This is a genomic window from Streptomyces sp. NPDC043861, assembly GCF_056435905.1.
Window position 1 is genome coordinate 358,970 of the sequence record NZ_JBWKDP010000004.1, and the last position, 23,928, is coordinate 382,897.

Consider the following 23,928-nt stretch of genomic DNA (forward strand, 5'->3'; position numbering starts at 1 on the left):
CCGTCGGTCAGCGCACTCGTGCGCGGAGCTCCATCGCCCCGCGTGCGGTGCGCTCGTCCGCGTACACCTCGCACATATGGCGGCCGTCGGGCGTCGCCGTGTGCTCCACCTCCCACAGGCTCAGCTCCGTGCCGTCGAGCAGCAGGAAGGCGTGCTCGTAGAGGGTGAATCCGGCATCCCGGCCGTCGGACAGCCACGGGCGCCCGAATGCCTGGCTGATCTGGTGGGCGAAGGCGGACCTCAGTATCCCGGCCGTCTCCTCGCCCGGCCGGTCGGCGTTCTCGGCGCGGCGCAGCAGCCGACGGGCGTGGTCGGGGGAGTTGTCGGGGACATACGTGCGCACGGGGGTGGCGGAGGGCCTGGCGAGAAGCCTGCCGAGCAGCTCCAGGTCGGCGTCCAGATCGGTGTCGGAACCGAGGTCGAGGTCGGGGACCCTGTCCGGCCCGGTGCCGGATATCGCCGCAAGTCCGTCGCCGTCAGCACCTTCCGCATCGCCGGACCGTTGCCGGCGGGTGACCGGGAGCCGGGAGGCGGCAAGCCGCGCCTCGGCCTCGTCCGCGTAGAGCTCGTGCTGCTCGGTGCCGTCCCGGCCGGTGTTGTGCACCAGCTCCCAGAGGGTGAGGGACGAGCCGTCGGCCAGCAGGTACGTATGCCGGTACGTCGTTCGGTGCAGCGTCGCGCTGTGGTGCGAGGAGTGGAGCGAACTGGCGTGTGCCAGTGCGGACTCGAGCCGGTCGACCGTGGTGTCGGGAAGGTCGAAGGAGTTGAGTGCCCGACCCATGAGCCGATCGAGGTGCGTCTCGGTTGTCTCGTAGGGATCGTTCAAGGTGGATCTCCGGATCTCCAGGCCGTTGCCACATGTCACTTGGTGACTGCTTAACGTAGTCCCTGGGTCCGACATCCCGTCCCGGGTTCGGAAAAACGAACCGGGCGCGCGAAGAGTTTCCGAGGGCATTCGTGCACTCCCCCCAACTCCCTTGCCGGTCAAGGGCATCGAGCCGCCAGGATGTGTCGCCTGTCACTCCGCCGGTGCGCCGTACAGATCCCGGTACGAGGGGAAGTCGCCGCCCGGACCCGCCACGGTCCGCGCCGTCAGCACGGCGCGCACGATCGCCCTGGTCACGACGTCCGCGCCGGCCGCGAGGACGGCGTTGAGGGCGAGCGGATGGCCGTCGAGGGGACGGGCGCCGGTGGCGAGGGCGAAGACCGTGTCACCGTCATTGAGGAGATGGACCGGGCGCACGGCGCGCGCGATGCCGTCGTGCGCGGTGCCCGCGAGTTTCTGCGCCTGGGCACGGCTCAGTTCGGCGTCGGTGGCGACCACGGCGAGGGTGGTGTTCAGCGGCGGCGCCCCGTTCGCGTCCGAGGCCTCGGCGAGACGGCGCAGTGCCGCCGCATGGACCTCGGGGGAGGGGGACGCGGGCCGCTCACCGGTGAAGTACTGCCCGTACAGCGCACCGGTGTCCGGATCGACCGCCGAGCCCACGGCATTCGCCACGACCAGAGCGGCGACGGTGGACCCGTCCGGAAGCACGGTGCTCGCCGTGCCGACCCCGCCCTTGATGCGGCCCACGACCGCACCCGTACCGGCACCGGCACAACCCTCCTCGACCGGCGTGCCCGGCTCCGTACGCGCCGCCGCTTCCACCGCAGCCCGCCCGGTCGCCGCTCCCGGCCTCGCCCGCCAGTCGCCGCCGCGCCCCAGGTCGAAGACGCACGCGGCCGGTACGACCGGCACGACCCGGCCGGGCTCCCGGCTCACCTGGACCCCACGGCCCTGCTCCTCCAGCCAGGCCATCACTCCCGACGCGGAGTCCAGCCCGTATGCGCTTCCGCCGGTGAGCACGATTGCGTCGACGCGCTGCACCAGATTTCGCGGGTCGAGGGCATCGGTCTCCCTGGTGCCCGGGCCGCCGCCCCGTACATCGACCGCGGCGACCGCCCCGCCCTCGGGAGCGAGGACGACGGTCGTTCCGCTCAGCGCGCCGGGGCCGGAGAGGCGGGCGTGGCCGACCCGGATGCCGAGGACATCGGTCAGTGCGTCGTTGAATGCCATGGCCACTGCGTATCACGCGATCCGGCGCAACGGCCGGGCCGCGGACATCCCTTGCACCGGAGCATCGGTCATCAGGGCCGGTCGCCAGGGCCGGTCGACGGGCCCCGCCGGGCACGGCATCCCCGGGTCACCAGGCCAACTCCGGGAAATCCGGGGTTTCCGGCGACTCCGGATTCCGGCTTGCGAGGACCACACCCACCGCCACCGTGGCCGCCGCGACCAGGCCGGCGGCGAGCACGGCCCAGTGCCCGGCGAATGTGCACGCGAGGACCGCGGGAACCGAGACCGGAAGCAGGAGCTGCTGCGCGACGGTCCGCTTGAAATGCCGGGCATGCAGAAACCAGACGGTCAGCAGGAAAAGCGCTGTCGGTACGGTCACGGCAGCCGACGCGGCGAACGTCGAGATGTGCGCCTCATCCACGGACTGCTCCACCGCAACCTCCAGACCCGCTCCGATCGCAGCTGCCGAAGCAAAGATCAGGAAGTGCCCGTAACCCCATGGGATGGCCTCGCGGTTGCCTTTGAGCCGCTCGTGCGCGGGCACCGCGAAGTAGATCCACCAGGCCGAGAAGATGATCAGGATCCCGCCTGCCGCGATGGGTACCAGCTCACCGATCTCCTGGATCTTGCCCAGGACCGACTGGACGCCGATGGTGGCCGCGAACATCGTCTCGCCCAGCACGATGATGGTGAACAGGCCGTAGCGCTCCGCGATGTGGTGTGGATGCCAGGGCGTCTGGTGGTGACGCTCGGCGAACACCGGCACAAGCATCTCGGCCGCCGCGATGACCAGGAACAGCCATCGCTTCGCCCCTTCCGGTGCGGCCAGCAGGGCGATCCAGCCGGCCTGGCAGACGACCAGACCGGTGGCGTATCCGAGCGCGGTGGCGCGGGCGGGCCCCGCCGGTTCGGACGCCGCCGCCCTCAGCCACAGCGAGGTCAGCGCGATCCGCATCACGACATAGCCGATGACGGCAATGGTCCAGTCGTTCTCGGTGAATGCCCGCGGCACACCGGCGGCATAGATCAGCACTCCGCAGATCTGCATCAGAGTCGCGATCCGGTACGGCACGTCGTCGCAGTCGTAGGCGGAGGCGAACCAGGTGAAGTTCACCCACGCCCACCACACACCGAAGAAGACGTACAGATAACCGGCGATGCCGTCGATCACATGCCCCTCGGCGAGTGCATGCACCAGCTGCAGCCCGGCCTGCCCCACCGCGACGACGAAGCAGAGGTCGAAGAAGAGCTCCAGTGGTGTGGCTGCGCGGTGCGCCTCGTCGCGGCGGCGGGGGCGCATACGGCGCACCGGTCTGGCGCGGTCGCCGGCGGCGAATGCGGAGGTGGAGGTCATGCCTCCAGCACAGCAGAACGGGACGGATCCGCACCCTGCACGACACCCCTCCGCGGCGTGCCCTGCCGGGCCCCGCGCCCTGCCGGAGTCGGCGCCGCCCGGCCAGGGCAACCGGCAGCATCCTCGCCGGTCGGCTCCCTCCGAAGGCCGAAACCCTGGGCCAGGGCCAGCAGTCCGATGGGGTCGTGGCAGGGCGGCGCCCCCTGGGCCTCCCGGGCCCCGGCGGACCGGTCATCTCCAGGGCGGCCTCCCGTACCGGCGGGCTTGGTCCCCATGAGGGTTCGGGGCCCGGCGGACCCGTCATCCTCGGGGTTCCGGTCTCGACCGGCCCGGTCTCTGCGAGATCTCCGATGCCGGCGCCCCGGCCCTCCGACGATCCCGGCCCCCACCGTGGGGGGTGCCTGTGTCCGGCGTACGCTGGCTGCATGAGCACTGCCCCCAGCCCTGGACCGCGCGATGCGAAGGAATCCCGGCAGCAGCCTCTTCCCAAGCCGACGCTGATCTTCGAAGATCCGCTGGACCAGCAGTCCTCGGACGACACGGACCACGGGTGGGGCGAGCGGCCTCCGAGGACGAGTGGTGACAGCGCCGCGGACCTCGCCCGCTTCCTCGACGAGAAGCCCCCGCACCACATCTGAGCCGCGCCCCGGTCCCGGCGGCGGTCGGTCAGCACAGCGTCACCGCCAGACGCGAGGTCGTGCCCGCGCCCGCGAGCACCGCGGCGACGGGTCGGGGGACCGCCAGGACGACCAGTGCTCCGCCCTCCGCAGATGCCTCGTACGACCGAGGAACGTCGGTCACCCTGGCGCCGGTTGCCACGACGCGGGCATCGGCCGCTCCGCCCGCCCGGGAGTCGGCGGCGGCGATCACATCGACCCGGTCGCCGGGCCTCAGCAGCCGGACCGTCTCGGCGTCCGCGATGCGCACAGGGGCGGAGACCACCTCCACGGGCGGCGGCCGGTGCTGTCGCCGTGAAGCGGGCGCGTCGGGCGAGGCGACGGGTGCCCGCGGCCCCCAGGCCGCAAGGGCTGCCGCCGTCACCGCCAGTCCGGCAGCCAGCGCCCGCCGCCTCCGCCGCATCGCACGCCGCAGCCACAACCGCTGCCATCCGGTCCTGACGTGCAGTGGAGCGAATGGCGGCACCCCGAAGGGCTCCGGTGCCGGTGCGGGCGGCAAGGCCGTCCGCGAGCCCCATGTGTCCGGGTGCCCGTTCATGCTCATGGACCGATCGACGCCCATGGCCTCGTCCCCCGGCAGCGATCCGTCACGGCTGCTGCCGGATCCGCGCGGCCCGTGCCGCGGGTCCGGGAAGCGGCCGCTCCCGTACGAAGAAGGGTGCGCGCAGGAGGCGCCTTGACCGGGAGGAGAAAGCAGCGACATCGTCGTGACCGCCGTTCGTGGGATGCGTGAGGTGCCGTGTCGAACGCACCTCACGATCCACTCTTTCCCGCCGCCCCGCCGGTGCCTGTGGATCGCGACCCGGTTGTGGACAACTCGCTCACCCCGCAGGGTGATTACGGCAGCTCTATCCCTGTGTCCAGGCCGTTCAGTGCCGTCGCGCACTGGCAGTCGCGGTCCTCGTTCGACCGCAGACCCGCCACCGCGTCGAACAGCACCCCCCTCAGCCGGCCCACGTTCGCGGCGAAGACCGCCATCACATCCTCCTGGGAGACGCCTTCCCCGGCCTCCGCCCCCGCGTCGAGGTCCGTCACCAGCGCTATCGCCGCGTAGCAGAGCTCCAGTTCACGTGCGAGCGCGGCCTCGGGATGCCCGGTCATGCCGACCACGGACCAGCCCATCGCCGCGTGCCAGCGTGACTCGGCCCGAGTCCCGAAGCGCGGGCCCTCGACCACGACCAACGTCCCACCGTCGACGGGCTCCCAGTCGCGCCCCCGTGCCGCGGCCAGTGCGGCCGACCTCCCCGCCGGGCAGTACGGGTCGGCCAGCGACACATGGACGACCTTCGGTACCGAGCCCTCCGAGAGGGGCTCACCGTCGTAGTACGTGTCCGCGCGCGTCTTCGTACGGTCCACCAGCTGGTCGGGGACGAGCAGCGTGCCCGGCCCGTACTCGGGCCGCAGCCCGCCCACGGCGCACGGCGCGAGCACCTGGCGGACGCCCACGGACCGAAGGGCCCACAGATTGGCCCGGTAGTTGATGCGGTGGGGCGGCAGATGGTGACCGCGTCCATGCCGGGGGAGGAAAGCGACCCTGCGGCCGGCGATCTCACCGAAGAAGAGGGAATCGCTGGGGCTGCCGTAGGGGGTCGGCACCTGGACCTCGGTCACGTTCTCCAGGAACGAGTAGAAGCCCGAGCCGCCGATCACGCCGATCTCGGCACGCGGGGTGGCGGCGGTCCGCTGCTCGGGGGTCCCGGCCCCGGCGGTCACCTGCTGGGCGTTCTCTCGCTGTGCACTGTCTGCATTGGCCATGGCGATCACAGTAGCCGCGCCCGAAGTGCCGAAGGCCCCGCCGTCCGGACTACCGGACTGCGGGGCCCTGCAAGAAAAGGGAGGTCAGGCGGCCGTGGTGCCGCTGCTGGACGACGAGCTCGGGGCGGACGGCTTCGATTCCGAGGACTTCGTGCCCGCGGACGACGAGGTCGCGCTCGACGACGAGGTCGAGGTCGAGGTCGACGACGAGGAGCCCGCGGATGCCGGCGAGCTGCTCGACGACGCACCACGGCTGTCGTTCCGGTAGAAGCCGGAGCCCTTGAAGACAATGCCGACGGCGGAGAACACCTTCTTGAGGCGTCCCTGGCAGTTCGGGCACACGGTCAGGGCGTCGTCGGTGAACTTCTGCACCGCCTCGAGGCCCTCGCCGCACTCGGTGCACTGGTACTGGTAGGTCGGCACTTGTCTTCCTCCTGGCACTCTCACTCAGTGAGTGCTAACGATGGTCCATAGTGACGTATTCCGCCGGATCAGTCCACCGTCACCGGCACTCGGTGACCGATACCACGTGCGACCGTACGGCTGTGCGTCTGCGGAGCGAGGCGCGATCGCAGCGCCACCAGGGTGGCGAAGGCCAGGGCCGTGCCCACCAGCGGGACCACGAATCCGGCGGCAGAGCCGTGCGCATCCGCCAGCCGGCCGGCCACCGTCACCGCGGCCGCCTGGCCCAGTGCCACGGCGCCGGTGAGCCAGGTGAAGGCCTCGGTACGGGCCGATGCCGGCACCAGCGGCTCGACCAGTGTGTAACCGGTGATCAGCGCAGGCGCGATGCACAGGCCCACGAGCAGGCCGAGCGCGCCCAGCAGCAGCACGGAGTGCACCGTCCACAGCAGGGATGCGGCGACCGCCAGGCCCGCGTAGCCGACGATCATTCGTCGACGCGGCCCGGACTTCCAGGCGATGGTGCCGACGGCGATACCGGCCAGCATGTTTCCGGCCGCGAACAGCCCGTACAGAAGACCGTTCATGCCGGGCCGGCCGATCTCCTCGGTGAAGGCGGTCAGCGAGACCTGCATACCGCCGAAGACCGAGCCGATACCGAGGAACGCCACGATCAGGACCCGTACGCCCGGGATGAACAGCGCGGACGAGCGCGCCGTCCGCTCATGGGCGGCCGGACGGCCGAAGGGCGGCTGGGTACGGCGCTGGGCCGCGAACAGCAGACCGCCGGCGAGCGTGAGCACCGCCTCGGCGATCAGACCGGAGGCCGGGTGGACGCCGGTGCACAGCGCGGTGGCCAGGACGGGCCCGACCACGAAGGTGAATTCGTCCGTCACGGACTCGAAGGCCGCCGCGGTCGGCATCAGCGGAGAGCCGCCGAGCTTCGTCGCCCAGCGGGCCCGCACCATGGGCCCGACCTGCGGCACCGAGGCACCGGTCGGGACGGCTGCAGCGAACAGCGCCCACAGGGGCGCGTGCGCCAGCGCGAGCGTGGTCAGAACACCGATGGACATGGCGTGGGCCAGGACGCCGGGAATCAGCACGGTGCGCTGGCCGAAGCGGTCGGCGAGCGTGCCGCTGAGGGGGGCGAAGAGCGCCATCGCGACGCCGGTGACAGCGGCGACGGCCCCGGCCCTGGCGTAGGAACCGGTGGTGTGCTGCACCAGCAGAAGGATGCTGATGGTGAGCATCGCGAAGGGCTGCCGGGCGGCGAACCCGGGAAGCAGGAACGTCCAGGCCCCGGGTGTACGGACCAGCTGTCCGTAGCCGGGGCGGCGGCCGGCGGTGGCGGACGACGTGGCGGCGGCTCCGGAAGCTCCGGAGGTGCCGACGGTGATGGACGTGCCAGAAGTGGCCGGCGTGCCAGAAGTGGCGGACGTACCGGGAGCGCCGGACGTGCCGGAAGTGACCGTGGATGCCACGGCCCCTTGCCTTTCTGCCGCCTGGTAGCGCTCCCCGGGGTGACGGGAGCTGCCGAGAGCTGTCCTCTTGCGCGGAACTGCGGTAGATACCGACGCCCACTGAGGGGGAGACTCGGCCGCCATACGGTCGCGCCAGCTCTGCATCAGGCAGAGTTGGTCGATCAGTGTGCCTTCATACTACAGGGGGTGCAGGCGGCGTCTCCTGTGAAATGGCCGACGCTTCCCGGGTCCGGCCTGGGTTCAGTCGGCCGTTCCTCTTCCGGTCCCCAGCCACCCGGCCAGCTTTCCGCCCTGCCCGACTGCCCGCAGCCGTGCCTCGGCCGCGTCCCGCACCGGATCCGTCGTCACCACCAGCAACTCGTCGCCGCGCCTCAGCACGGTCGACGGCAGTGGTACGAAGCTCTTGCCCTCCCGCACGACGAGGGTCACCGCCGCCCCTGCCGGCAGTCGGAGTTCCGCCACCTCGACACCGTGCATCCGGGACTTCGCCGGGATCGCCACCGACAGCAGATGCCCGCGCAGGCGCTCCAGCGGCGCCGATTCGATGCCGAGGTCGGCGGCCTCGGCGCTGCCCCCGAGCCGCAGTGCCCTCGCCAGCCAGGGCAGTGTCGGCCCCTGCACCAGTGTGTAGACGACCACGAGCACGAAGACGATGTTGAAGATCCGGTCGCTGCCCTGGATCTCGTACACCATCGGGATGGTCGCCAGGATGATGGGGACGGCGCCGCGCAGCCCCGCCCACGACATCAGTGCCTTTTCCGGCCAGGGCAGCCTGAAGGGAAGGAGGGCGACGACGACCGACAGGGGCCGGGCCACCATGGTCAGCACCAGGCCGATGACGACGGCCTTCCAGAAGTCGTGCACCAGCTCGTGCGGGGTGACGAGCAGTCCGAGCAGGACGAACATGCCGATCTGGGCGATCCAGCCGAGGCCGTCCGCGAAGCCCCGGGTGGCGGGCCAGTGCGGCAGCCTGGAGTTCCCGAGCACCATGGCCGCGAGATAGACCGCGAGGAAGCCGCTGCCATGGGCGATGGCGCCGGCGGCGTACGCGGTCACGGCGATCGCCATGACCGCGATCGGGTACAGACCCGAGGCGGGCAGCGCCACATGCCGCAGGCCGTACGCGCCGAGGAAGCCGACCGCGAGACCGATGGCGGCGCCGATCGCCAGCTCAAGGGCGATCTTGGCGATGAGGATGTACCAGTCGTCCACCGGGCCGGCCGTCGAGAAAGCGACCACCAGGATGACCACCGGGGCGTCGTTGAAGCCCGACTCCGCTTCCAGCGTCCCCGTGATGCGCGCCGGCAGCGGCACCCTCCGCAGCACGGAGAAGACGGCCGCGGCGTCGGTCGAGGAGACGACGGCGCCGATGATGAGCGCCTGGCGCCACTCCAGCCCGACCAGGTAGTGCGCTCCCGCGGCAGTGACTCCCACGCTCACCGCGACACCTACGAGCGACAGTGAGACTGCGGCGGGCAGGGCCGGTTTGACCTCCTTCCACTTGGTGCCCAGGCCACCTTCGGCCAGGATCACCACAAGCGCGGCATAGCCGATCACCTGTGTCAGTTCGGCGTTGTCGAACTTGACGTCAAAAATGCCGTCCTGCCCAATGGCGATCCCGATGCCCAGATACAGCAGCAGGCTCGGCAGCCCGCTCCGGGACGAGACGCGCACCGCCGCGACGGCGATGAGCAGGACGAGCGAGCAGATGAGCAGGAGTTCATTGAGCTGGTGGACAGTCAGTGGCCGATCCTTCCCCTGGTGCCGGTACGCCGGATCGTTCCACCGGCAAGAACACTTCGTTACCTTACCTAATCTTTAACGCTTTCTTGACGCTCCTTGACCTCTCTCCATGTTCTCGATCGCCAGTTCGACAGTGGGGTCCGGTGAGCGTCCGGCCCACTTTGTTGACATGGCGTTACTGATACCGCGTCCGGGCTGCTTTCGCGCTGCGCCTATGGTTGCTCCAGCACTCCTCTGGACCACACTGCGCCTCGAAGGACAGCGATGCCCTCCCGAACGTCGCCCGACAACCGCACCTCATCGACGCCGCCGCGCGGCGACAGTGCTGAATCCACCGCCTCTCCGGCCGGCAAGCCCGGAAGGAAGAAGGCGCGACGCGGCCGTCTGGTCGTGATCGCTCTGGTTCTGGCGCTGGTCGGGGGCGCCGTCTACGGCTCGTACTGGGGCGTGAGCACGGTACGTGCCTCCTTCCCGCAGACCACCGGCACGATCGAGCTCAAGGGCCTGACCGCCGCTGTCGACGTCAAGCGTGATGCCAACGGCATTCCGCAGATCTACGCCGAGACCGACGAGGACCTGTTCAAGGCGCAGGGTTATGTCCACGCCCAGGACCGCTTCTGGGAGATGGACGTGCGGCGCCATATGACCGCCGGCCGCCTCTCCGAGATGTTCGGGTCCGGGCAGGTGGACACGGACGCCTTCCTGCGCACGCTCGGCTGGCGCAAGGTGGCCCAGGAGGAGTACGAGACCCGCCTGTCCCCCGCGACCAAGAAGTACCTCCAGGCGTACGCGGACGGTGTCAACGCCTATCTGGCCGGGCGGGCGAAGGAGGACATCTCCGTCGAGTACGCCGCCCTCGATCTCACCAATGACTACGTGCCCGAGAAGTGGACGCCGGTCGACTCGGTGGCCTGGCTCAAGGCCATGGCCTGGGATCTGCGCGGCAACATGCAGGAAGAGATCGACCGGTCGCTGATGTGGTCCAGGCTGAGCCCGCAGCAGATCAAGGACCTGTACCCGGCCTATCCGTACGAATGGCACCAGCCCGTCGTCCGGAACGGCGCCGTGGACTCCGACAGCGAGAAGTGGGACCCGAACGCCGAGGCGTCCTCCGACTCCCGCGGCTCTTCGGGCTCCGGCCCCGCCGCGGCAGCCGGTTCCTCCGCGGGATCCGGTGGCTCCACCTCCGGGGGCGGCGCCCAGGACGCCGGCGTTCAGTCCCAGCTCTCCGCGCTCTCCGATTCGCTCGACAGGGTCCCGGCGCTGCTCGGTCCGAGCGGCAGCGGCATCGGCTCCAACTCGTGGGTCGTCTCGGGCGCGAACACGACCACCGGCAAGCCGCTGCTCGCCAACGACCCGCATCTCGCGCCCCAGCTGCCCTCCGTCTGGTCCCAGATGGGTCTGCACTGCCGCGCCGTCTCGGACAAGTGCAACTACGACGTCGCCGGATACACCTTCTCCGGCATGCCGGGCGTGATCATCGGCCACAACCAGGACATCGCATGGGGCTTCACCAACCTCGGCGCCGATGTCACCGACCTCTACCTGGAGAGGGTCTCGGCGGACGGCTACCTCTCAGGCAGCAGGACCAAGCCCTTCACCGTCCGCGAGGAGATCATCAAGGTCGCGGGCGGCGAGAGCCACAAGATCATGGTCCGGGAGACCGAGCACGGTCCGCTGGTCTCCGACCGCAGTGAGGAACTGGAGGGCGTCGGCGAGCGCGCGCCCGTCAAGACCCCCGCCCCGGACCGGGGCGAGGGCTATGCCGTGGCCCTGAGGTGGACGGCGCTGGATCCGGGCAAGTCGATGGACGCCGTCTTCAAGCTCAACCGGGCCAAGGACTTCGACGGCTTCCGCGCCGCCGCGAAGGACTTCGAGGTCCCGTCCCAGAACCTGATCTACGCCGACACCAAGGGCAACATCGGCTACCAGGCCCCCGGCAGGATCCCGATCCGGGCCAAGGGCTACGACGGCTCCATGCCGACGCCGGGCTGGGACCGGAGTTCGGGCTGGGGGCGCGACATCCCGTTCGAGGAATTGCCGTACGAGTACAACCCCAAGCGGGGCTACATCGTGACCGCCAACCAGGCCGTCGTGGACGCCCGGAAGTACCCGTACCTGATCACCAGCGACTACGGCTACGGCTCCCGCAGTCAGCGGATCAACGACCTCATCGAGTTGAAGATCAAGGACGGCGGGAAGATCTCCACGGACGACATGCGCACGATGCAGATGGACAACAGCAGCGAGATCGCCAAGATGCTGAGGCCCTATCTGCTGAAGATCGATGTGTCCGACCCGTACGTCCGTGAGGCCCAGAAACTGCTCGAGGGCTGGGACTTCACCCAGGAGCCGGACTCCGGGGCCGCGGCGTACTTCAACGCGGTCTGGCGCAATGTCCTCAAGCTCGCCTTCGGGAACAAGCTGCCCAAGGAGCTGCGGGTCGAGGGCGAGTGCCTCAACGTCCGTCCCGCCGACAGCACGGGACCGGTCGACGATCTGAACAAGCTGGTGCGCGAGTGCGGCAAGCGTGACGCCGAGTCGGCCCAGCCGGACGGCGGCGACCGCTGGTACGAGGTGGTCCGAGTTCTGCTGGAGGACGAGACCAGCGAGTGGTGGCAGACTCCGCCCAACCGCAACGAGGCCGCCACGGCCACCCGTGACCAGCTGCTCGAGCGGGCCATGGACGACGCACGCTGGGAGCTCACCGCCAAGCTCGGCAAGGACGTCTCGACCTGGAGCTGGGGCCGGCTGCACCAGCTGACGCTGAAGAACCAGACGCTGGGCAAGGAGGGCCCGGGCGCACTGCAGTGGATGCTCAACCGTGGGCCGTGGAACCTGGGCGGCGGCGAGGCCGCGGTCAACGCGACCGGCTGGAACGCGGCGGGCGGCTACGAAGTGACCTGGGTGCCGTCGATGCGGATGGTCGTGAACGTCGGCGACTGGGACAAGTCCCGCTGGATCAATCTGACCGGTGCCTCCGGGCACGCGTACAGCGCGCACTACACCGACCAGACCGAGAAGTGGGCCAAGGGAGAGCTGCTGAACTGGGCCTTCGGCGAGCAGGCCGTCGCCGCCGCGACGCAGGACACGCTGGTGCTCAAGCCCTGATCCCGGAACGGCCGGCGGGCCCCGGACCCGGTGGCGCCGGGGCGGGCCTGCGGTCCGGCCTCAGACGGTGAAACGGCGAATGCCTCCGGGCGTCACCACCGCGTGCACGGGGTGGTCGTGCGGTTCCTCCGGGACCCGCGCGATCACCTCGTTCGCGTACAGGAGCACGACGAGGGCGGGGTGCGCTCCGGCCGCTTCGAGACGGGCGAGGACGCGGTCGTACGAGCCGCCGCCGCGGCCGAGGCGCATGCCCCGCTCGTCGACCGCAAGGCCGGGCAGCAGCACGGTCTCCGCCTCGAGTACGGCCGCGGGGCCCAGCCGTTGCCCGTCCGGCTCCAGCAGGCCGCGTCCGGCGGGCTCCAGGTGCTCCGGCCCCCCGTACACCGCCCAGTCGAGATCGTTGTCCTCCATCAGCACGGGGAGCAGAACGCGAACGCCCCGCGTGCGCAACGCATCGAGCAGCGCGCGGGTGCCGGGTTCGCGCCCCACCGACACATAGGCGGCGACGGTGCGGGCCGACGCGAGTTCGGGGAGACCGAGTGCGTGCTGCGCGAGAACCATGGCGGCGTTGTGGACGTCATGAGAAGACAGCAGGCGCCGTGCGTCCAGCAGTTCACGCCGAACCGCACTCTTTCCGGACATGTCACCGACCACGGCAACCTCGCAATTCTCAGTCAATACGCCTTTATGAGCGGAAAGTTATCCGAAAGGTAGTCTTCCGCCGATAGGTAGCAGATAGGGTGCTCCGCATGAACGACTCGCACATCAGGATCAGCAAGGCTGTCATCCCCGCCGCAGGCCTCGGTACCAGGTTCCTGCCTGCCACAAAAGCCACTCCCAAAGAGATGCTGCCTGTTGTCGACAAGCCGGCGATCCAGTACGTCGTCGAGGAAGCGGTGAGCGCCGGCCTCTCCGACGTCCTCATGGTCACCGGCCGTAACAAGCGCCCCCTCGAGGACCACTTCGACCGCAACTACGAGCTGGAAGAGGCGCTGCGTCGCAAGGGTGACGCCCAGCGACTCGCCAAGGTCCAGGAGTCGAGCGACCTCGCCACTATGCACTACGTGCGCCAGGGGGACCCCAAGGGCCTCGGCCACGCCGTCCTGTGCGCCGCCCCGCACGTCGGCGACCAGCCCTTCGCCGTTCTCCTCGGTGACGACCTCATCGACCCGCGCGACCCGCTGCTCTCCCGGATGGTCGACATCCAGGAGCGCGAGGGCGGCAGTGTCATCGCTCTGATGGAGGTCGAGCCCTCCCAGATCCACCTCTACGGCTGCGCCGCCGTGGAGACCACCGGTGACGACGACGTGGTCAGGGTGACCGATCTGGTCGAGAAGCCGGACCCGGCCGACGCGCCGAGCAACTACGCGATCATCGGGCGCTACGTGCTCGACCCGGCCGTCTTCGAGATACTCCGGAAGACCGAGCCCGGGCGCGGCGGCGAGATCCAGCTCACCGACGCCCTCCAGAAGCTCGCCGCCGACGAGAAGGTCGGAGGCCCCGTCCACGGCGTCGTGTTCAAGGGCCGCCGCTACGACACCGGCGACCGAAGCGACTATCTGCGTGCCATTGTCAGACTCGCGTGCGAACGTGAAGACCTGGGCCCGGACTTCCGGACCTGGCTTCGCCGTTACGTCACCGAGGAGATGTAGCACTTTGAGCAGTACGGCAACTCCGGCCGCCGGCTCCGGCGGCAGCCGCGGGGGCACCCGCTCCGTGTGGTCGGTGGACGAGCACCTGGACGACATCCTCGGTGCGATCCGCCCGCTCGAGCCCATCGAGCTGCAGCTGCCCGACGCCCAGGGCTGCGTCCTGGTCGAGGACGTCACCGTGCCTCTCGCCCTGCCGCCCTTCGACAACAGCTCGATGGACGGGTACGCGGTCCGGGTTGCCGATGTCGCGGGTGCCAGCGAGGAGTTTCCCGCGGTCCTCACCGTCGTCGGCGATGTCGCGGCGGGCAGCGGCGAGCCGCCCACCGTGGGTCCGGGCCAGGCGGCCCGCATCATGACCGGTGCGCCGATGCCACCCGGCGCCGAGGCCGTCGTCCCGGTCGAATGGACCGACGGCGGCAGCGGCGAGGGTGCGGCAACGGCCATGCGCCCGGCCGGGGCGGCCCCCGAGGGCGCGAGCGGTGAGGTCCGGGTCCACCGGCCGGCCGGGCTCCGGGCACACGTCCGGGCCCGGGGCAGCGACGTCCAGGCCGGCGATCTGGCCCTGACGGAGGGCACCGTTCTCGGCCCGCCGCAGATCGGCCTGCTCGCCGCCATCGGCCGCGCCACCGTGCGGGTGCGCCCCCGCCCGCGCGTCGTCGTCCTCTCCACCGGCAGTGAACTCGTCCAGCCGGGCGAGGAACTGCCGGAGGGGAAGATCTACGACTCGAACAGTTTCGCGCTCACGGCCGCCGCCCGTGACGCCGGAGCCATCGCGTACCGGGTCGGCGCCGTCACCGACGACGCCGACGAGCTGCGGGCCACCATCGAGGACCAGCTGATCCGTGCCGATCTGCTGGTCACCACGGGCGGCGTCAGCGTCGGTGCGTACGACGTGGTCAAGGAGGCGCTCACACCGGTCGGGGACGAGGACCGGACCGGCGACGAGAGCGCGAACGGGGGCGGGGACGGGACCGAGGGCCGGGGCGAGGGCGGGCCGCGCACGGGGGTCGACTTCCGCAAGCTCGCCATGCAGCCGGGAAAGCCGCAGGGCTTCGGTTCCATCGGCCCCGAGCACACGCCCCTGCTCGCGCTGCCGGGCAATCCCGTGTCCTCCTACGTGTCCTTCGAACTGTTCGTCCGTCCGGCCATCCGTGCGCTGATGGGCCTGAAGGACGTGCACCGGCCGCGTGTGCGCGCCGAGCTGCAGGCCGACAAGGCACTGTCGTCGCCCGCCGGGAAGCGCCAGTTCCTCCGGGGTGCCTACGATGCGGAGAAGGGCACCGTCACACCCGTGGGAGGCAGCGGATCCCATCTGATCGCCGCCCTCGCACAGGCCGACTCGCTCATCGTGGTCGCCGAGGACGTCACGTCCCTGGAACCGGGCACGGAGACCGAGGTGGTCCTCCTCGGCTGACCGCCGGGCCGTGGCGGTACGGTGTCTGACCACACACACCGGGAGCCACAGCCATGAGCGCGCAGCAAGGACTGACACACATCGACGAGGCGGGCGCGGCTCGTATGGTCGACGTCTCCGGTAAGAACGTCACGGCGCGCACCGCCCGTGCGAGTGGCCGGGTCCTCGTGTCGCGCCGCGTGGTCGAGCTGCTGCGGGGTGAGGGAGTCCCCAAGGGGGACGCCCTCGCCACCGCCCGCATCGCGGGCATCATGGGCGCCAAGCGGACCCCCGATCTGATCCCGCTCTGCCACCCGCTGGCGCTCTCCGGTGTGAAGCTGGATCTGTCCGTGTCCGACGACGCCGTGGAGATCCTCGCCACGGTGAGGACGACGGACCGGACGGGCGTCGAGATGGAGGCCCTGACCGCGGTGTCCGTGGCGGCGCTGACCGTCGTCGACATGATCAAGGCCGTCGACAAGGCGGCGGTCATCTCCGACATCCGGGTGGAGGAGAAGACGGGCGGCAAGTCGGGCGACTGGTCGCGCACGACGGCGGGGACGGAGGCCGGGCAGTGAGTCCGCGTGCCGGCGAGGTCCACAGTCACGCCCATGGCACGGCGCCCCTCGGTGAGGAACGCGAGGAGACCGTCGCCCCGATGCGACGCGCCCTCGTGGTCACGGCGTCGAACCGTGCGTCCGCCGGTGTGTACGAGGACCGGGGCGGCCCGCTGCTCGCCGATGGGCTGGCGGCGATGGGCTTCGCCGTGGACGGCCCCCGCGTCGTCCCCGACGGGGACCCGGTCGAGGCCGCCCTGCGCGAGGGGGTCGCCGCTGCGTACGACGTCATCCTCACCACCGGCGGCACGGGAGTCTCGCCCACCGACCGCACTCCCGATGCCACCCGCCGGGTCCTCGACTACGAAATCCCCGGCATCCCGGAGGCGATCCGGGCGCACGGCCTGGCGAAGGTTCCCACCGCCGCGCTGTCGCGGGGCGTTGCGGGTGTCGCGGGCGGGCGCACGCTGATCGTCAATCTGCCGGGTTCGACGGGCGGGGTACGGGACGGACTCGCCGTACTCGGCCGGATCCTTCCGCACGCCGTGGAGCAGATCCACGGCGGCGACCATCCGAGAGCAGCCGGGAGCTCGCACTGAACGCCCCTCACTGGCCCGTGGTTCTGACGGACGGTGATGTCACCCTCCGCCCGATAAAGCTGCGCGACCAGCGGGCCTGGCGTGAGGTGAACCGGCGCAACCGCGACTGGCTGCGGCCCTGGGAGGCGACCATCCCGCCGCCGGCCCCGGGTGCGCCGATGGCCCAGCGCCCCACGTACCGCCAGATGGTCCGGCATCTGCGTGCCGAGGCGAATGCGGGCCGGATGCTGCCCTTCGTGGTCGAGTACAGAGGTGTGCTCGTCGGACAGCTCACCGTCGCCGGGATCACCTGGGGTTCGATGTGCTCGGGCCATGTCGGCTACTGGGTCGACCGCGATGTCGCGGGCCGCGGAGTGATGCCGACGGCGGTCGCTCTCGCGGTCGACCACTGCTTCCGTGCGGTCGGACTGCACCGCATCGAAGTCTGCATTCGTCCTGAGAACGGGCCGAGTCGCAGGGTCGTCGAGAAACTCGGATTCCGTGAGGAGGGCCTGCGCCCCCGCTATCTCCACATCGACGGTGCCTGGCGGGACCATCTGGTCTTTGCGCTCACGGCCGAGGAGGTGCCGGAAGGGCTGCTGCGCCGCTGGCACCGGGCACGAACCGCATCCCCGGAAAAATGAAATAACTGTTCGAATTCAATCGAGACTCGATCGCCGAGTGATCTGAAGAATCACAAAAAAAGTCAGTGATATCAGCCAGATCGTGCGACACACCGGGCCAATTGGCCGATGCCCCCGCGCGAACCCCTCTACGGTGTGAGACGTGAGCAGCAGCGGCCTCATCTACGCAGTCATCGTCGGGGCCTGGGCCGCCTACTTGGTGCCGATGTGGCTCCGCAGGCAGGACGAGCTCAACGAAGCCCGTCCGACGGAACGCTTCAGCACCGCGATCCGGCTACTGTCCGGACGCGCGGGAATGGAGCGCCGGTATGCCAAGGGGTTGCGTGAGCGCACCGCAGAGGAGGAGGCGACCGCCGACGCCGACCCGGATGCCGAGACGGACCGATTGAGTTCCGTCGACGTCCGGGCCTTCGCAGCGCCCCCGGCCCGTACGGAAGCCCGTATCCGGCCTCCGGAGCGCGCCCCGCGCCCGGACGGGGCAGCCGCAGCGCGGGCCCGGCGCTCGAAGGTCCTCGCGCGCCGCCGGCGCAGCACGGTGATCCTCTTCCTCGCCTTCACGCTCGGCGCGATCGTCGCCGCGGTCGGCGGCCTCGGCTTCCTCTGGGCACCAGGGGTCCCGGCGGTCCTGCTCACCGTGTACATCGCGCATCTGCGTGCGCAGGAACGCCGCCGCTTCGTATACGTGATGGACCGGCGCCGCGCGGAGGCCGCAGCCCAGCGCCTCCGCGAGAACCGCCCGCGCCGCCAGCCCGTCCCGGCCGCGGAGCCGGCCGCGGAGCCCGAGGTCCGTCCCGAGCCCGAGCCTGCCCACGGACTTCGTCCGGGGGGCCCCGCACCCGTGGTCTCGCCGCAGGAGGCGGGCCGTCGCGCCCTGGTCGAGCAGACCGACCATGCGGAGTGGGTCGACCAGCAGCGCGACCCCGGCCCGGCCCGCGGCGACAGCTGGGACCCGGTACCAGTCCCTCTTCCGACCTATGTCACCGCTCCGGTCGCCCCGCGCGCCACCAGCGGCATCGATGTCAACGACCCGGACACCTGGAGCTCGGCCCGCTCCTCCGTGGCCGAACCCACCCCGGCTCCACCGCCACGCCAGAGCCCCGCGCCGCCCCGCCGGACCCGCGACCGCGGCCGCACCCCGCTCTTCGACCAGTACGCGGACGACGACCGTCCCCGCGCCGCCAACGAGTGAGACCAGCGGCGAGACCTTCGGAACTCTGCCTCTGCTGACCAGCGAGGAACGGATTTCCAAGCACCCCGATCGGGATGCTAAGGTTTCACTCGTTGCAAGGGCCTGTGGCGCAGACTGGTAGCGCACCTCGTTCGCATCGAGGGGGTCAGGGGTTCAAATCCCCTCAGGTCCACAACAACAAGTCGAAGCCCCTGCCGGAGAAATCCGGCAGGGGCTTCGTCGTGCGTCACACCGCGACGTGGACAACTGCTTCCGAAAGGGCGCGCCCACGGTTCCCGTGGCGGAAGGTCGGATCATCCCGGTCGGCTTCGGAACGTGCTCCCTTTGCCCCGGGGCGCCGAAACCAATGACCACAGGAGAGCGTGATTCTCCATGCACTCCGGCCGACACCGTGTCCTTTCCCGGGGGCAGCCGGCCGGCGTGCCGTGGGCCGGATCTGATCGTGAACACCCGCAACGGGACAGGGCCCCTGCCGGAGATGTCCGGCAGGGGCCCGCCGGCCGTGCGCCGCGGCACTGGACCACGGCTACCCCACCACGTCCCCGAGCGGTTTGCCGTCCAGGTGGTCGATGACGTTCTGGACCGCGGCCAGGGCGATACGGACCAGGGTTTCGCGGGTCACTCCGCCGACGTGGGGAGAGAGGACCACGTTCGGCGCCTTGAGCAGCCGCAGGGCGGAGGTGGGGGGTTCGGGGTCGAAGACGTCGATGCCCGCGCCGGCGAGGGTGCCTGCGGTGAGTGCGTCGGCGAGGGCGTCCTGGTCGATGAGGGCGCCGCGGGCGGTGTTGACGACGAACGCCGTGGGCTTGAGGAGGGCGAGCCGTCCGGCGTCGAGGAGATGGCGGGTCTCGGCCGTCAGTGGTGCATGGAGGGACACGTAGTCGGAGGCGCGCAGAAGCTCGTCCAGGGAAACGAAGCGGGCGTCGCCCAGACGGGCTTCGGTCTCCGGGGCCACGCGGCGTGGGCCCGTGTAGAGGATGTTCATGTCGAACGCGACCGCGCGGCGGGCCACTTCCTCGCCGATGTGTCCGAGGCCGACGATGCCGAGCGTCTTGCCGGAGAGTTCGGTGATCGACTGCTGGAGACGCGGCAGGGCCCAGTCGGCGTCGACGAGGGCGGTGTGGGCCGGGATCAGCTGCTTGGCGAGGGCGAGCATGAGGGCGAAGGTCTGCTCGGCGACGTTCTGCTTCTCCGCGCCGCTGGAGCCGATGTTGCAGACAGGGACGGAACGGGCGCGGGCGGCGTCCGTGTCGATGTAGTCGAAACCGTGGCTCGCGCACTGGATGAGCTCCAGAGCGGGGGCGGCGGCGATGTGTTCGGCGGTCACGGGCCCGAGGCCGGTGATGACGACCTGCGCCTCGCGCAGCGCGGCGGGGTCCTCGTCCGTCGTCTCGACGACGGTCACCCGGGCGCCGGGAAGAAGACCGGCGAGGGCGGCTCCGGCCGTACGGCCGCCCACATGGGGGGAGATGACGGCGAGGACGTTCTTGACGGCGGTCATGCGGATTCCTTCACGAGGTCGTCGGCGGTCAGGGTGCCTGGGCCGGTGTGGCCGGACAGCGCCAGGGTGAGGTCGAACTCGGCCAGCAGACAGCGGATGACGTGGTCGACGCCCGCCTGTCCGTCCAGGCCGAGGCCGTACGCGTACGGACGGCCCAGCAGCACCGCGCGGGCGCCGAGTGCGATGGCCTTGAAGACGTCGTCGCCCGTGCGCACCCCGCTGTCGAAGAGCACGGTGAGCCGGTCGCCGACCGCCTCGACCACGCGCGGCAGTGCATCGGCGGCGGCCACGGAGCCCGCGACCTGCCGGCCGCCGTGGTTGGAGACCACCACGCCGTCCATGCCCGTGTCCGCGGCACGGCGGGCGTCGTCGGGGTGGAGTACGCCCTTGAGGACGATGGGGCCGTCCCAGTGCTCACGGAGGAACGCCAGGTCCGGCCAGGTCTTGGCGGGATCGGCGAACATCCCGACGAAGTGCATCACCGCCGCGTTCGGGTCCTCGTGCACGGGCTTGGCGAGACCCGCCAGGAAAGCCGGGTCGGAGAAGTAGTTCGCCGTGCCCACACCATGGAGGAACGGCAGATACGCCTGGTCGAGATCGCGCGGACGCCAGGCCAGCAGAGGGGTGTCGAGGGTGACGAACAGCGCGGTGTACCCGGCGGCCTTCGCCCTGCTCAGGAAGCTTGCCGTCACGTCGCGGTCCTTCGCCCAGTACAGCTGGAACCATCGCTCGCCGTCCCCCATGGCTTCGGCGACCTGCTCCATGGGTGTGCTGGATGCCGAGGAGAGGATGTACGGCACTCCGCGGGCGGCGGCGGCCCGCGCGGCGGCGGACTCCGCGTCCGGGTGCATGATCGACAGCACGCCGACCGGCGCGAGGGCGAGTGGCGCCGGTATCGCGCGCCCGAGCAACTCCATGGACAGATCGCGTTGGTGCACATCACGCAGCATGCGAGGCACGATCCGCCACCGGTCGAGCGCGAGGCGATTGGCCCGTGCCGTACTGCCGCTGCCCGCGCTGCCCGCCACATAGCCGAACGGGCCCGGTCCGAGCCGGTGCTCGGCCAGCTCCTCCAGCCGGGTCAGATCGGTGGGCAGCCGGGGAACGGCGCCCGTCATGCCGTTCAGATAGATCTCGTACTGGAAGTCCGCCCAGTGGGTGGCCATGCGTACGTCCCGCCTCTCGTCGCTGAGATTGCGCTGCACGAGCCGATCCTGGCGACAGTGACAAGGTGCGTCCATGGTGGTGCGCACACTGAGCCGCTGGGATTATCACGGTGTGATGAGTGAGCGGGAGCGGGTCATGACGGAGCTGGTCTCCGATCCGCAGGTGGTCGAGGCCGTCGTCGCCGCGGTGCACGCACAGGTCCCGGCCTACGCCGCGCTCGACGGCAGCCGGTTGCCGGAGGTGCGGGCCATCGCCGCATGGGCATTGGAGCGGCTGCTGCAGACCTGGGTCACGGACGGCGGACTCGAGCCTGCCGATCTGCGGAGGTTCCGGGGGATCGCGGCGGCCCGTGCGGCGGACGGCCGGCCGGTGCAGGCCGTGCTGCGCGCCTACCGGGTGGCGGCCGCCGTGATCGCGGACGAGGTCGCCGCACATGCGCAGGGGCTGGCCGCGGAGGACGCCTTTGCTCTCACACGGCACCTGCTGACCGCGATCGACACACTCTCCGAGGTGATGACCACGGAGTACGCGGCCGCCAGCGAGCATCTGACGGGAGACCGGGAACGGGCCCTGCGGCATCTGCTCGACGATCTGATCGCGGGACGGCACGCGTCCGTCGGGGCACTGACCGATCGGGCGGCGCGCCTGGGCATTCAGCTTCCCGATCCCTACTGTCTGCTGGTGGCCGAGCCGGTGGACGCGGACGGCCGGCCGCACATCACGGCGGATGCGGCTGCCGGGCTGCTCACCTCCCTGGCCGGACGCGGCGCCCACGCTGCACGGGGCAGACGCGGTGACCGCGATGACCGCGATGAACACAACGGACATGGCGAACACCGTGGACACGGCGGCCGCATCACATCGCTCGCGACCGCCCGCGGCTCGCGTGCCGTGCTCCTGCTGCCCGCCGGTGCCTCCGGCGCAGCGCCGGAGGCACTGCGCGAGCGGAGCTGGCGCGGGTGTGCGATCTCCGGGGAGAGCCTGGACCGTATCGCCATCGCCCACCGTCTGGCCGTGGACGCCCTGGACACCGCGCCGCCGCACGCCCATCATCCCGAGCGGGTCCTCACCGACGCGGACGCCCACGTTCTCGCTCTCCTCGCCGGGCATCCCGCCGCGACCCCGGACCGGATCGGCCGCCTCGTGCTCGGTCCGCTGACCCAGCCCGGCCGGCGTCACCTCCTCGACGCCCTCACCGTGTACATCGGTGCGGGCTCGGCCAATGCCGCGGCCCGGGTCCTGCATCTGCACCCGCAGTCCCTGCGCTACCGCCTGCGCCGCATCCTCGAGCTCACGGGCCGCGACCCGCGCGACCCATGGCAGCGGCTCACGCTCGACATCGCCCGCACCGTCGTGTCGGGGCTGGGCGACGGAGGTAGCGGCGACCGGACGTGACCTACGTGCCGCGTCGCACCGGACGGGGCGTCACACCAGCCGCGGCGGGGTCCAGTCCGCATGGCGCAGGATCGCCCTGATGGTCGCGCGTGAAGGGGTGAGCCGGACAGCCGTGTTGCGCAGGGCCACCGCGACCGGGTGGCTGAGCTGCTGGCCCATGCGGCCGGCCCGCCGTGCGGCGAGGGCGACGGACTGGGCACGGGGGCGGCGCTCGGCGTCGTAACGCAGAAGGGCCCCTCCCAGGGTGGGCTCCTGGGCGACGGCAGCTGCCAGCGAGGCCGCATCCTCCAGTGCCTGGCAGGCGCCCTGGCCCAGATGAGGGGTCATCGCGTGGGCGGCGTCGCCGAGCAGGGCGACCCGGTCGTTCACGAACGAGGGGAGCGGCGTGACCAGTTCGTGGATGTCGTGATGGAGCACGGCATCGGGGTCGGTCGCGGCCAGCAGTGACGGGATCGGCTCGTGCCAGTGGGCGAATCGACGCCGCATTTCCGCGAGCGGGTCCGGATAGCGCACGCCGGCCGGGGAGTTGAGCACGGCGTGCCACTCTACGCGGCCGTCGGTGAAGCGGATGTGGCCGAATTCCGCGCCTTTGCCCCACGTCAGTTCGAAGTCGCTGTCCACTGCGGCCACCGGGCCGGTGGTGATGGCGCGCAGTACCGTCGAGCCGCTGTGCACGGGGCCGGGGGCGGACGGGTGCAGCTGCGAACGGATGCGGCTGTTGACGCCGTCGGCGGCGACGACCAGATCTGCGGTGAGGAACGCCCCCGCGGCGGGTGTGCCGTCGTTGCCGTACCCCTGCCCCGCCCCGCGATGGCGGCCGGAACCGAGACGGACCCGCGCGGCCCGGGGGTCCACCGATACCGCCTCGGTGCCGATCAGCAGGGAATCCGCCGGAAGGGCCGCGCGCAGCAGCCGGTGCAGGGTCGCGCGAGGGATGCCCACGATGGGGGCGCCCAGGGCCCGCTCCAGGGCGAGGCCGTCCATCCGGGCCAGCCAGCGGCCGTCGGGGGTCCGCGTGCCGCCGACGAGCTGGCGGGCGGACGCCTCGCGAACGGCGGCGCCGACGCCGAGTGCCTCCAGCGCCCGTATCCCGTTGGCTGCGAGTGAGATGCCGGCCCCCGCGTCGTCGAGGACCCGGGCGCGCTCGACGACGGTGACGCGCCAGCCGATGCGCCGCAGCCCGATTGCGGCGGCCAGTCCGCCGATGCCTCCGCCGACGACCACCGCGTGTCCGATCATGGGCCGCTCCTTTCTACAAGTGTAGAAGGAGGCT

The 23,928-nt window shown here is 70.8% G+C and carries 21 protein-coding genes and 1 tRNA gene; 10 read left to right on the forward strand and 12 right to left on the reverse strand.

Annotated elements, in window-relative coordinates; translation table 11 throughout:
* Positions 1 to 7 precede the first annotated feature (7 nt).
* The 3 genes from AC068D_RS12450 to AC068D_RS12460 all read right to left on the reverse strand — a co-directional run bounded on the left by AC068D_RS12450 (position 8) and on the right by AC068D_RS12460 (position 3,410).
* The gene (locus AC068D_RS12450) at positions 8 to 826 is read right to left on the reverse strand and encodes a DUF6227 family protein (protein WP_478822934.1); all 819 of its coding nucleotides are present in this window, start codon (positions 824 to 826) and stop codon (positions 8 to 10) included.
* A gap of 192 nt (positions 827 to 1,018) precedes the next feature.
* Positions 1,019 to 2,056 carry a P1 family peptidase gene (locus tag AC068D_RS12455; protein ID WP_478822935.1) on the reverse strand — a complete coding sequence of 346 codons (1,038 nt, stop codon included), beginning with the start codon at positions 2,054 to 2,056 and terminating at the stop codon, positions 1,019 to 1,021.
* Between the two features lie 127 nt (positions 2,057 to 2,183).
* Positions 2,184 to 3,410, reverse strand: a complete 1,227-nt coding sequence (locus AC068D_RS12460) for a low temperature requirement protein A (protein ID WP_478822936.1) — start codon at positions 3,408 to 3,410, stop codon at positions 2,184 to 2,186.
* A gap of 425 nt (positions 3,411 to 3,835) precedes the next feature.
* Between AC068D_RS12460 and AC068D_RS12465 the strand changes: the two genes are divergently transcribed.
* The gene (locus tag AC068D_RS12465) at positions 3,836 to 4,048 is read left to right on the forward strand and encodes a hypothetical protein (protein WP_478822937.1); all 213 of its coding nucleotides are present in this window, start codon (positions 3,836 to 3,838) and stop codon (positions 4,046 to 4,048) included.
* A gap of 28 nt (positions 4,049 to 4,076) precedes the next feature.
* Here the strand turns inward: AC068D_RS12465 and AC068D_RS12470 are convergent, their stop codons facing one another.
* The 5 genes from AC068D_RS12470 to AC068D_RS12490 form a co-directional block, all read right to left on the reverse strand.
* On the reverse strand, positions 4,077 to 4,625 hold the full coding sequence (locus tag AC068D_RS12470) for a hypothetical protein (protein ID WP_478823134.1): 549 nt from the start codon (positions 4,623 to 4,625) through the stop codon (positions 4,077 to 4,079).
* A 299-nt stretch (positions 4,626 to 4,924) separates the two neighbouring features.
* The gene (locus AC068D_RS12475) at positions 4,925 to 5,842 is read right to left on the reverse strand and encodes an S-methyl-5'-thioadenosine phosphorylase (RefSeq protein ID WP_478822938.1); all 918 of its coding nucleotides are present in this window, start codon (positions 5,840 to 5,842) and stop codon (positions 4,925 to 4,927) included.
* An 84-nt stretch (positions 5,843 to 5,926) separates the two neighbouring features.
* Entirely contained in the window at positions 5,927 to 6,265 is a 339-nt protein-coding gene (locus AC068D_RS12480; protein ID WP_478822939.1) for an FmdB family zinc ribbon protein, read from the reverse strand.
* Positions 6,266 to 6,333: 68 nt separating this feature from the next.
* The gene (locus tag AC068D_RS12485) at positions 6,334 to 7,641 is read right to left on the reverse strand and encodes an MFS transporter (protein WP_478823135.1); all 1,308 of its coding nucleotides are present in this window, start codon (positions 7,639 to 7,641) and stop codon (positions 6,334 to 6,336) included.
* 324 nt (positions 7,642 to 7,965) lie between these two features.
* Complete coding sequence (locus AC068D_RS12490; protein WP_478823136.1) at positions 7,966 to 9,468, reverse strand: potassium/proton antiporter; 1,503 nt, start codon at positions 9,466 to 9,468, stop codon at positions 7,966 to 7,968.
* Positions 9,469 to 9,732: 264 nt separating this feature from the next.
* Between AC068D_RS12490 and AC068D_RS12495 the strand changes: the two genes are divergently transcribed.
* Complete coding sequence (locus tag AC068D_RS12495; protein WP_478822940.1) at positions 9,733 to 12,579, forward strand: penicillin acylase family protein; 2,847 nt, start codon at positions 9,733 to 9,735, stop codon at positions 12,577 to 12,579.
* Positions 12,580 to 12,639: 60 nt separating this feature from the next.
* Here the strand turns inward: AC068D_RS12495 and AC068D_RS12500 are convergent, their stop codons facing one another.
* A complete protein-coding gene (locus tag AC068D_RS12500; protein ID WP_478822941.1) occupies positions 12,640 to 13,221 on the reverse strand; it encodes a 5-formyltetrahydrofolate cyclo-ligase in 582 nt (193 codons plus the stop codon).
* A gap of 107 nt (positions 13,222 to 13,328) precedes the next feature.
* Between AC068D_RS12500 and galU the strand changes: the two genes are divergently transcribed.
* The 7 genes from galU (at position 13,329) to AC068D_RS12535 (ending at position 18,764) form a co-directional block, all read left to right on the forward strand.
* Complete coding sequence (gene galU / locus AC068D_RS12505; RefSeq protein WP_478822942.1) at positions 13,329 to 14,231, forward strand: UTP--glucose-1-phosphate uridylyltransferase GalU; 903 nt, start codon at positions 13,329 to 13,331, stop codon at positions 14,229 to 14,231.
* Between the two features lie 4 nt (positions 14,232 to 14,235).
* The gene (gene glp / locus AC068D_RS12510; RefSeq protein WP_478822943.1) at positions 14,236 to 15,645 is read left to right on the forward strand and encodes a molybdotransferase-like divisome protein Glp; all 1,410 of its coding nucleotides are present in this window, start codon (positions 14,236 to 14,238) and stop codon (positions 15,643 to 15,645) included.
* 53 nt (positions 15,646 to 15,698) lie between these two features.
* Complete coding sequence (gene moaC / locus AC068D_RS12515) at positions 15,699 to 16,202, forward strand: cyclic pyranopterin monophosphate synthase MoaC (RefSeq protein WP_478822944.1); 504 nt, start codon at positions 15,699 to 15,701, stop codon at positions 16,200 to 16,202.
* Between the two features lie 80 nt (positions 16,203 to 16,282).
* On the forward strand, positions 16,283 to 16,780 hold the full coding sequence (locus tag AC068D_RS12520) for a MogA/MoaB family molybdenum cofactor biosynthesis protein (protein ID WP_478823137.1): 498 nt from the start codon (positions 16,283 to 16,285) through the stop codon (positions 16,778 to 16,780).
* A gap of 17 nt (positions 16,781 to 16,797) precedes the next feature.
* The gene (locus AC068D_RS12525; RefSeq protein WP_478822945.1) at positions 16,798 to 17,403 is read left to right on the forward strand and encodes a GNAT family N-acetyltransferase; all 606 of its coding nucleotides are present in this window, start codon (positions 16,798 to 16,800) and stop codon (positions 17,401 to 17,403) included.
* Positions 17,404 to 17,545: 142 nt separating this feature from the next.
* Positions 17,546 to 18,592 carry a divisome protein SepX/GlpR gene (sepX, locus tag AC068D_RS12530; protein ID WP_478822946.1) on the forward strand — a complete coding sequence of 349 codons (1,047 nt, stop codon included), beginning with the start codon at positions 17,546 to 17,548 and terminating at the stop codon, positions 18,590 to 18,592.
* Positions 18,593 to 18,690: 98 nt separating this feature from the next.
* Positions 18,691 to 18,764, forward strand: a tRNA-Ala gene (locus AC068D_RS12535).
* Between the two features lie 354 nt (positions 18,765 to 19,118).
* On the opposite strand, the gene AC068D_RS12540 is transcribed toward AC068D_RS12535, so the two are convergent.
* Together AC068D_RS12540 and AC068D_RS12545 are read right to left on the reverse strand one after the other, a co-directional pair.
* On the reverse strand, positions 19,119 to 20,093 hold the full coding sequence (locus tag AC068D_RS12540) for a 2-hydroxyacid dehydrogenase (RefSeq protein ID WP_478822947.1): 975 nt from the start codon (positions 20,091 to 20,093) through the stop codon (positions 19,119 to 19,121).
* Positions 20,090 to 21,259: a lactate 2-monooxygenase gene (locus AC068D_RS12545; protein ID WP_478823138.1), complete on the reverse strand. Its 1,170-nt coding sequence runs from the start codon at positions 21,257 to 21,259 to the stop codon at positions 20,090 to 20,092. The genes AC068D_RS12540 and AC068D_RS12545 overlap by 4 nt, the downstream gene beginning before the upstream one ends.
* Before the next feature lie 73 nt (positions 21,260 to 21,332).
* On the opposite strand from AC068D_RS12545, the gene AC068D_RS12550 reads away from it, so the two are divergent.
* Complete coding sequence (locus AC068D_RS12550; protein ID WP_478822948.1) at positions 21,333 to 22,655, forward strand: PucR family transcriptional regulator; 1,323 nt, start codon at positions 21,333 to 21,335, stop codon at positions 22,653 to 22,655.
* A 30-nt stretch (positions 22,656 to 22,685) separates the two neighbouring features.
* Here AC068D_RS12550 and AC068D_RS12555 read toward each other — a convergent pair whose 3' ends face one another.
* A complete protein-coding gene (locus AC068D_RS12555) occupies positions 22,686 to 23,894 on the reverse strand; it encodes an FAD-dependent monooxygenase (RefSeq protein WP_478822949.1) in 1,209 nt (402 codons plus the stop codon).
* Positions 23,895 to 23,928: the final 34 nt, after the last annotated feature.

Coding starts and splice junctions, on each gene's coding strand:
- galU (WP_478822942.1), top strand. CDS start 13,329: ATGAACGACTCGCACATCAGGATCAGCAAGGCTGTCATCCCCGCCGCA.
- AC068D_RS12465 (WP_478822937.1), top strand. CDS start 3,836: ATGAGCACTGCCCCCAGCCCTGGACCGCGCGATGCGAAGGAATCCCGG.
- moaC (WP_478822944.1), top strand. CDS start 15,699: ATGAGCGCGCAGCAAGGACTGACACACATCGACGAGGCGGGCGCGGCT.
- AC068D_RS12475 (WP_478822938.1), bottom strand. CDS start 5,842: ATGGCCAATGCAGACAGTGCACAGCGAGAGAACGCCCAGCAGGTGACC.
- AC068D_RS12545 (WP_478823138.1), bottom strand. CDS start 21,259: ATGGCCACCCACTGGGCGGACTTCCAGTACGAGATCTATCTGAACGGC.
- AC068D_RS12470 (WP_478823134.1), bottom strand. CDS start 4,625: ATGAACGGGCACCCGGACACATGGGGCTCGCGGACGGCCTTGCCGCCC.
- AC068D_RS12455 (WP_478822935.1), bottom strand. CDS start 2,056: ATGGCATTCAACGACGCACTGACCGATGTCCTCGGCATCCGGGTCGGC.
- AC068D_RS12550 (WP_478822948.1), top strand. CDS start 21,333: ATGGTGGTGCGCACACTGAGCCGCTGGGATTATCACGGTGTGATGAGT.
- AC068D_RS12500 (WP_478822941.1), bottom strand. CDS start 13,221: ATGTCCGGAAAGAGTGCGGTTCGGCGTGAACTGCTGGACGCACGGCGC.
- AC068D_RS12555 (WP_478822949.1), bottom strand. CDS start 23,894: ATGATCGGACACGCGGTGGTCGTCGGCGGAGGCATCGGCGGACTGGCC.
- AC068D_RS12540 (WP_478822947.1), bottom strand. CDS start 20,093: ATGACCGCCGTCAAGAACGTCCTCGCCGTCATCTCCCCCCATGTGGGC.
- AC068D_RS12520 (WP_478823137.1), top strand. CDS start 16,283: ATGCGACGCGCCCTCGTGGTCACGGCGTCGAACCGTGCGTCCGCCGGT.
- AC068D_RS12460 (WP_478822936.1), bottom strand. CDS start 3,410: ATGACCTCCACCTCCGCATTCGCCGCCGGCGACCGCGCCAGACCGGTG.
- AC068D_RS12495 (WP_478822940.1), top strand. CDS start 9,733: ATGCCCTCCCGAACGTCGCCCGACAACCGCACCTCATCGACGCCGCCG.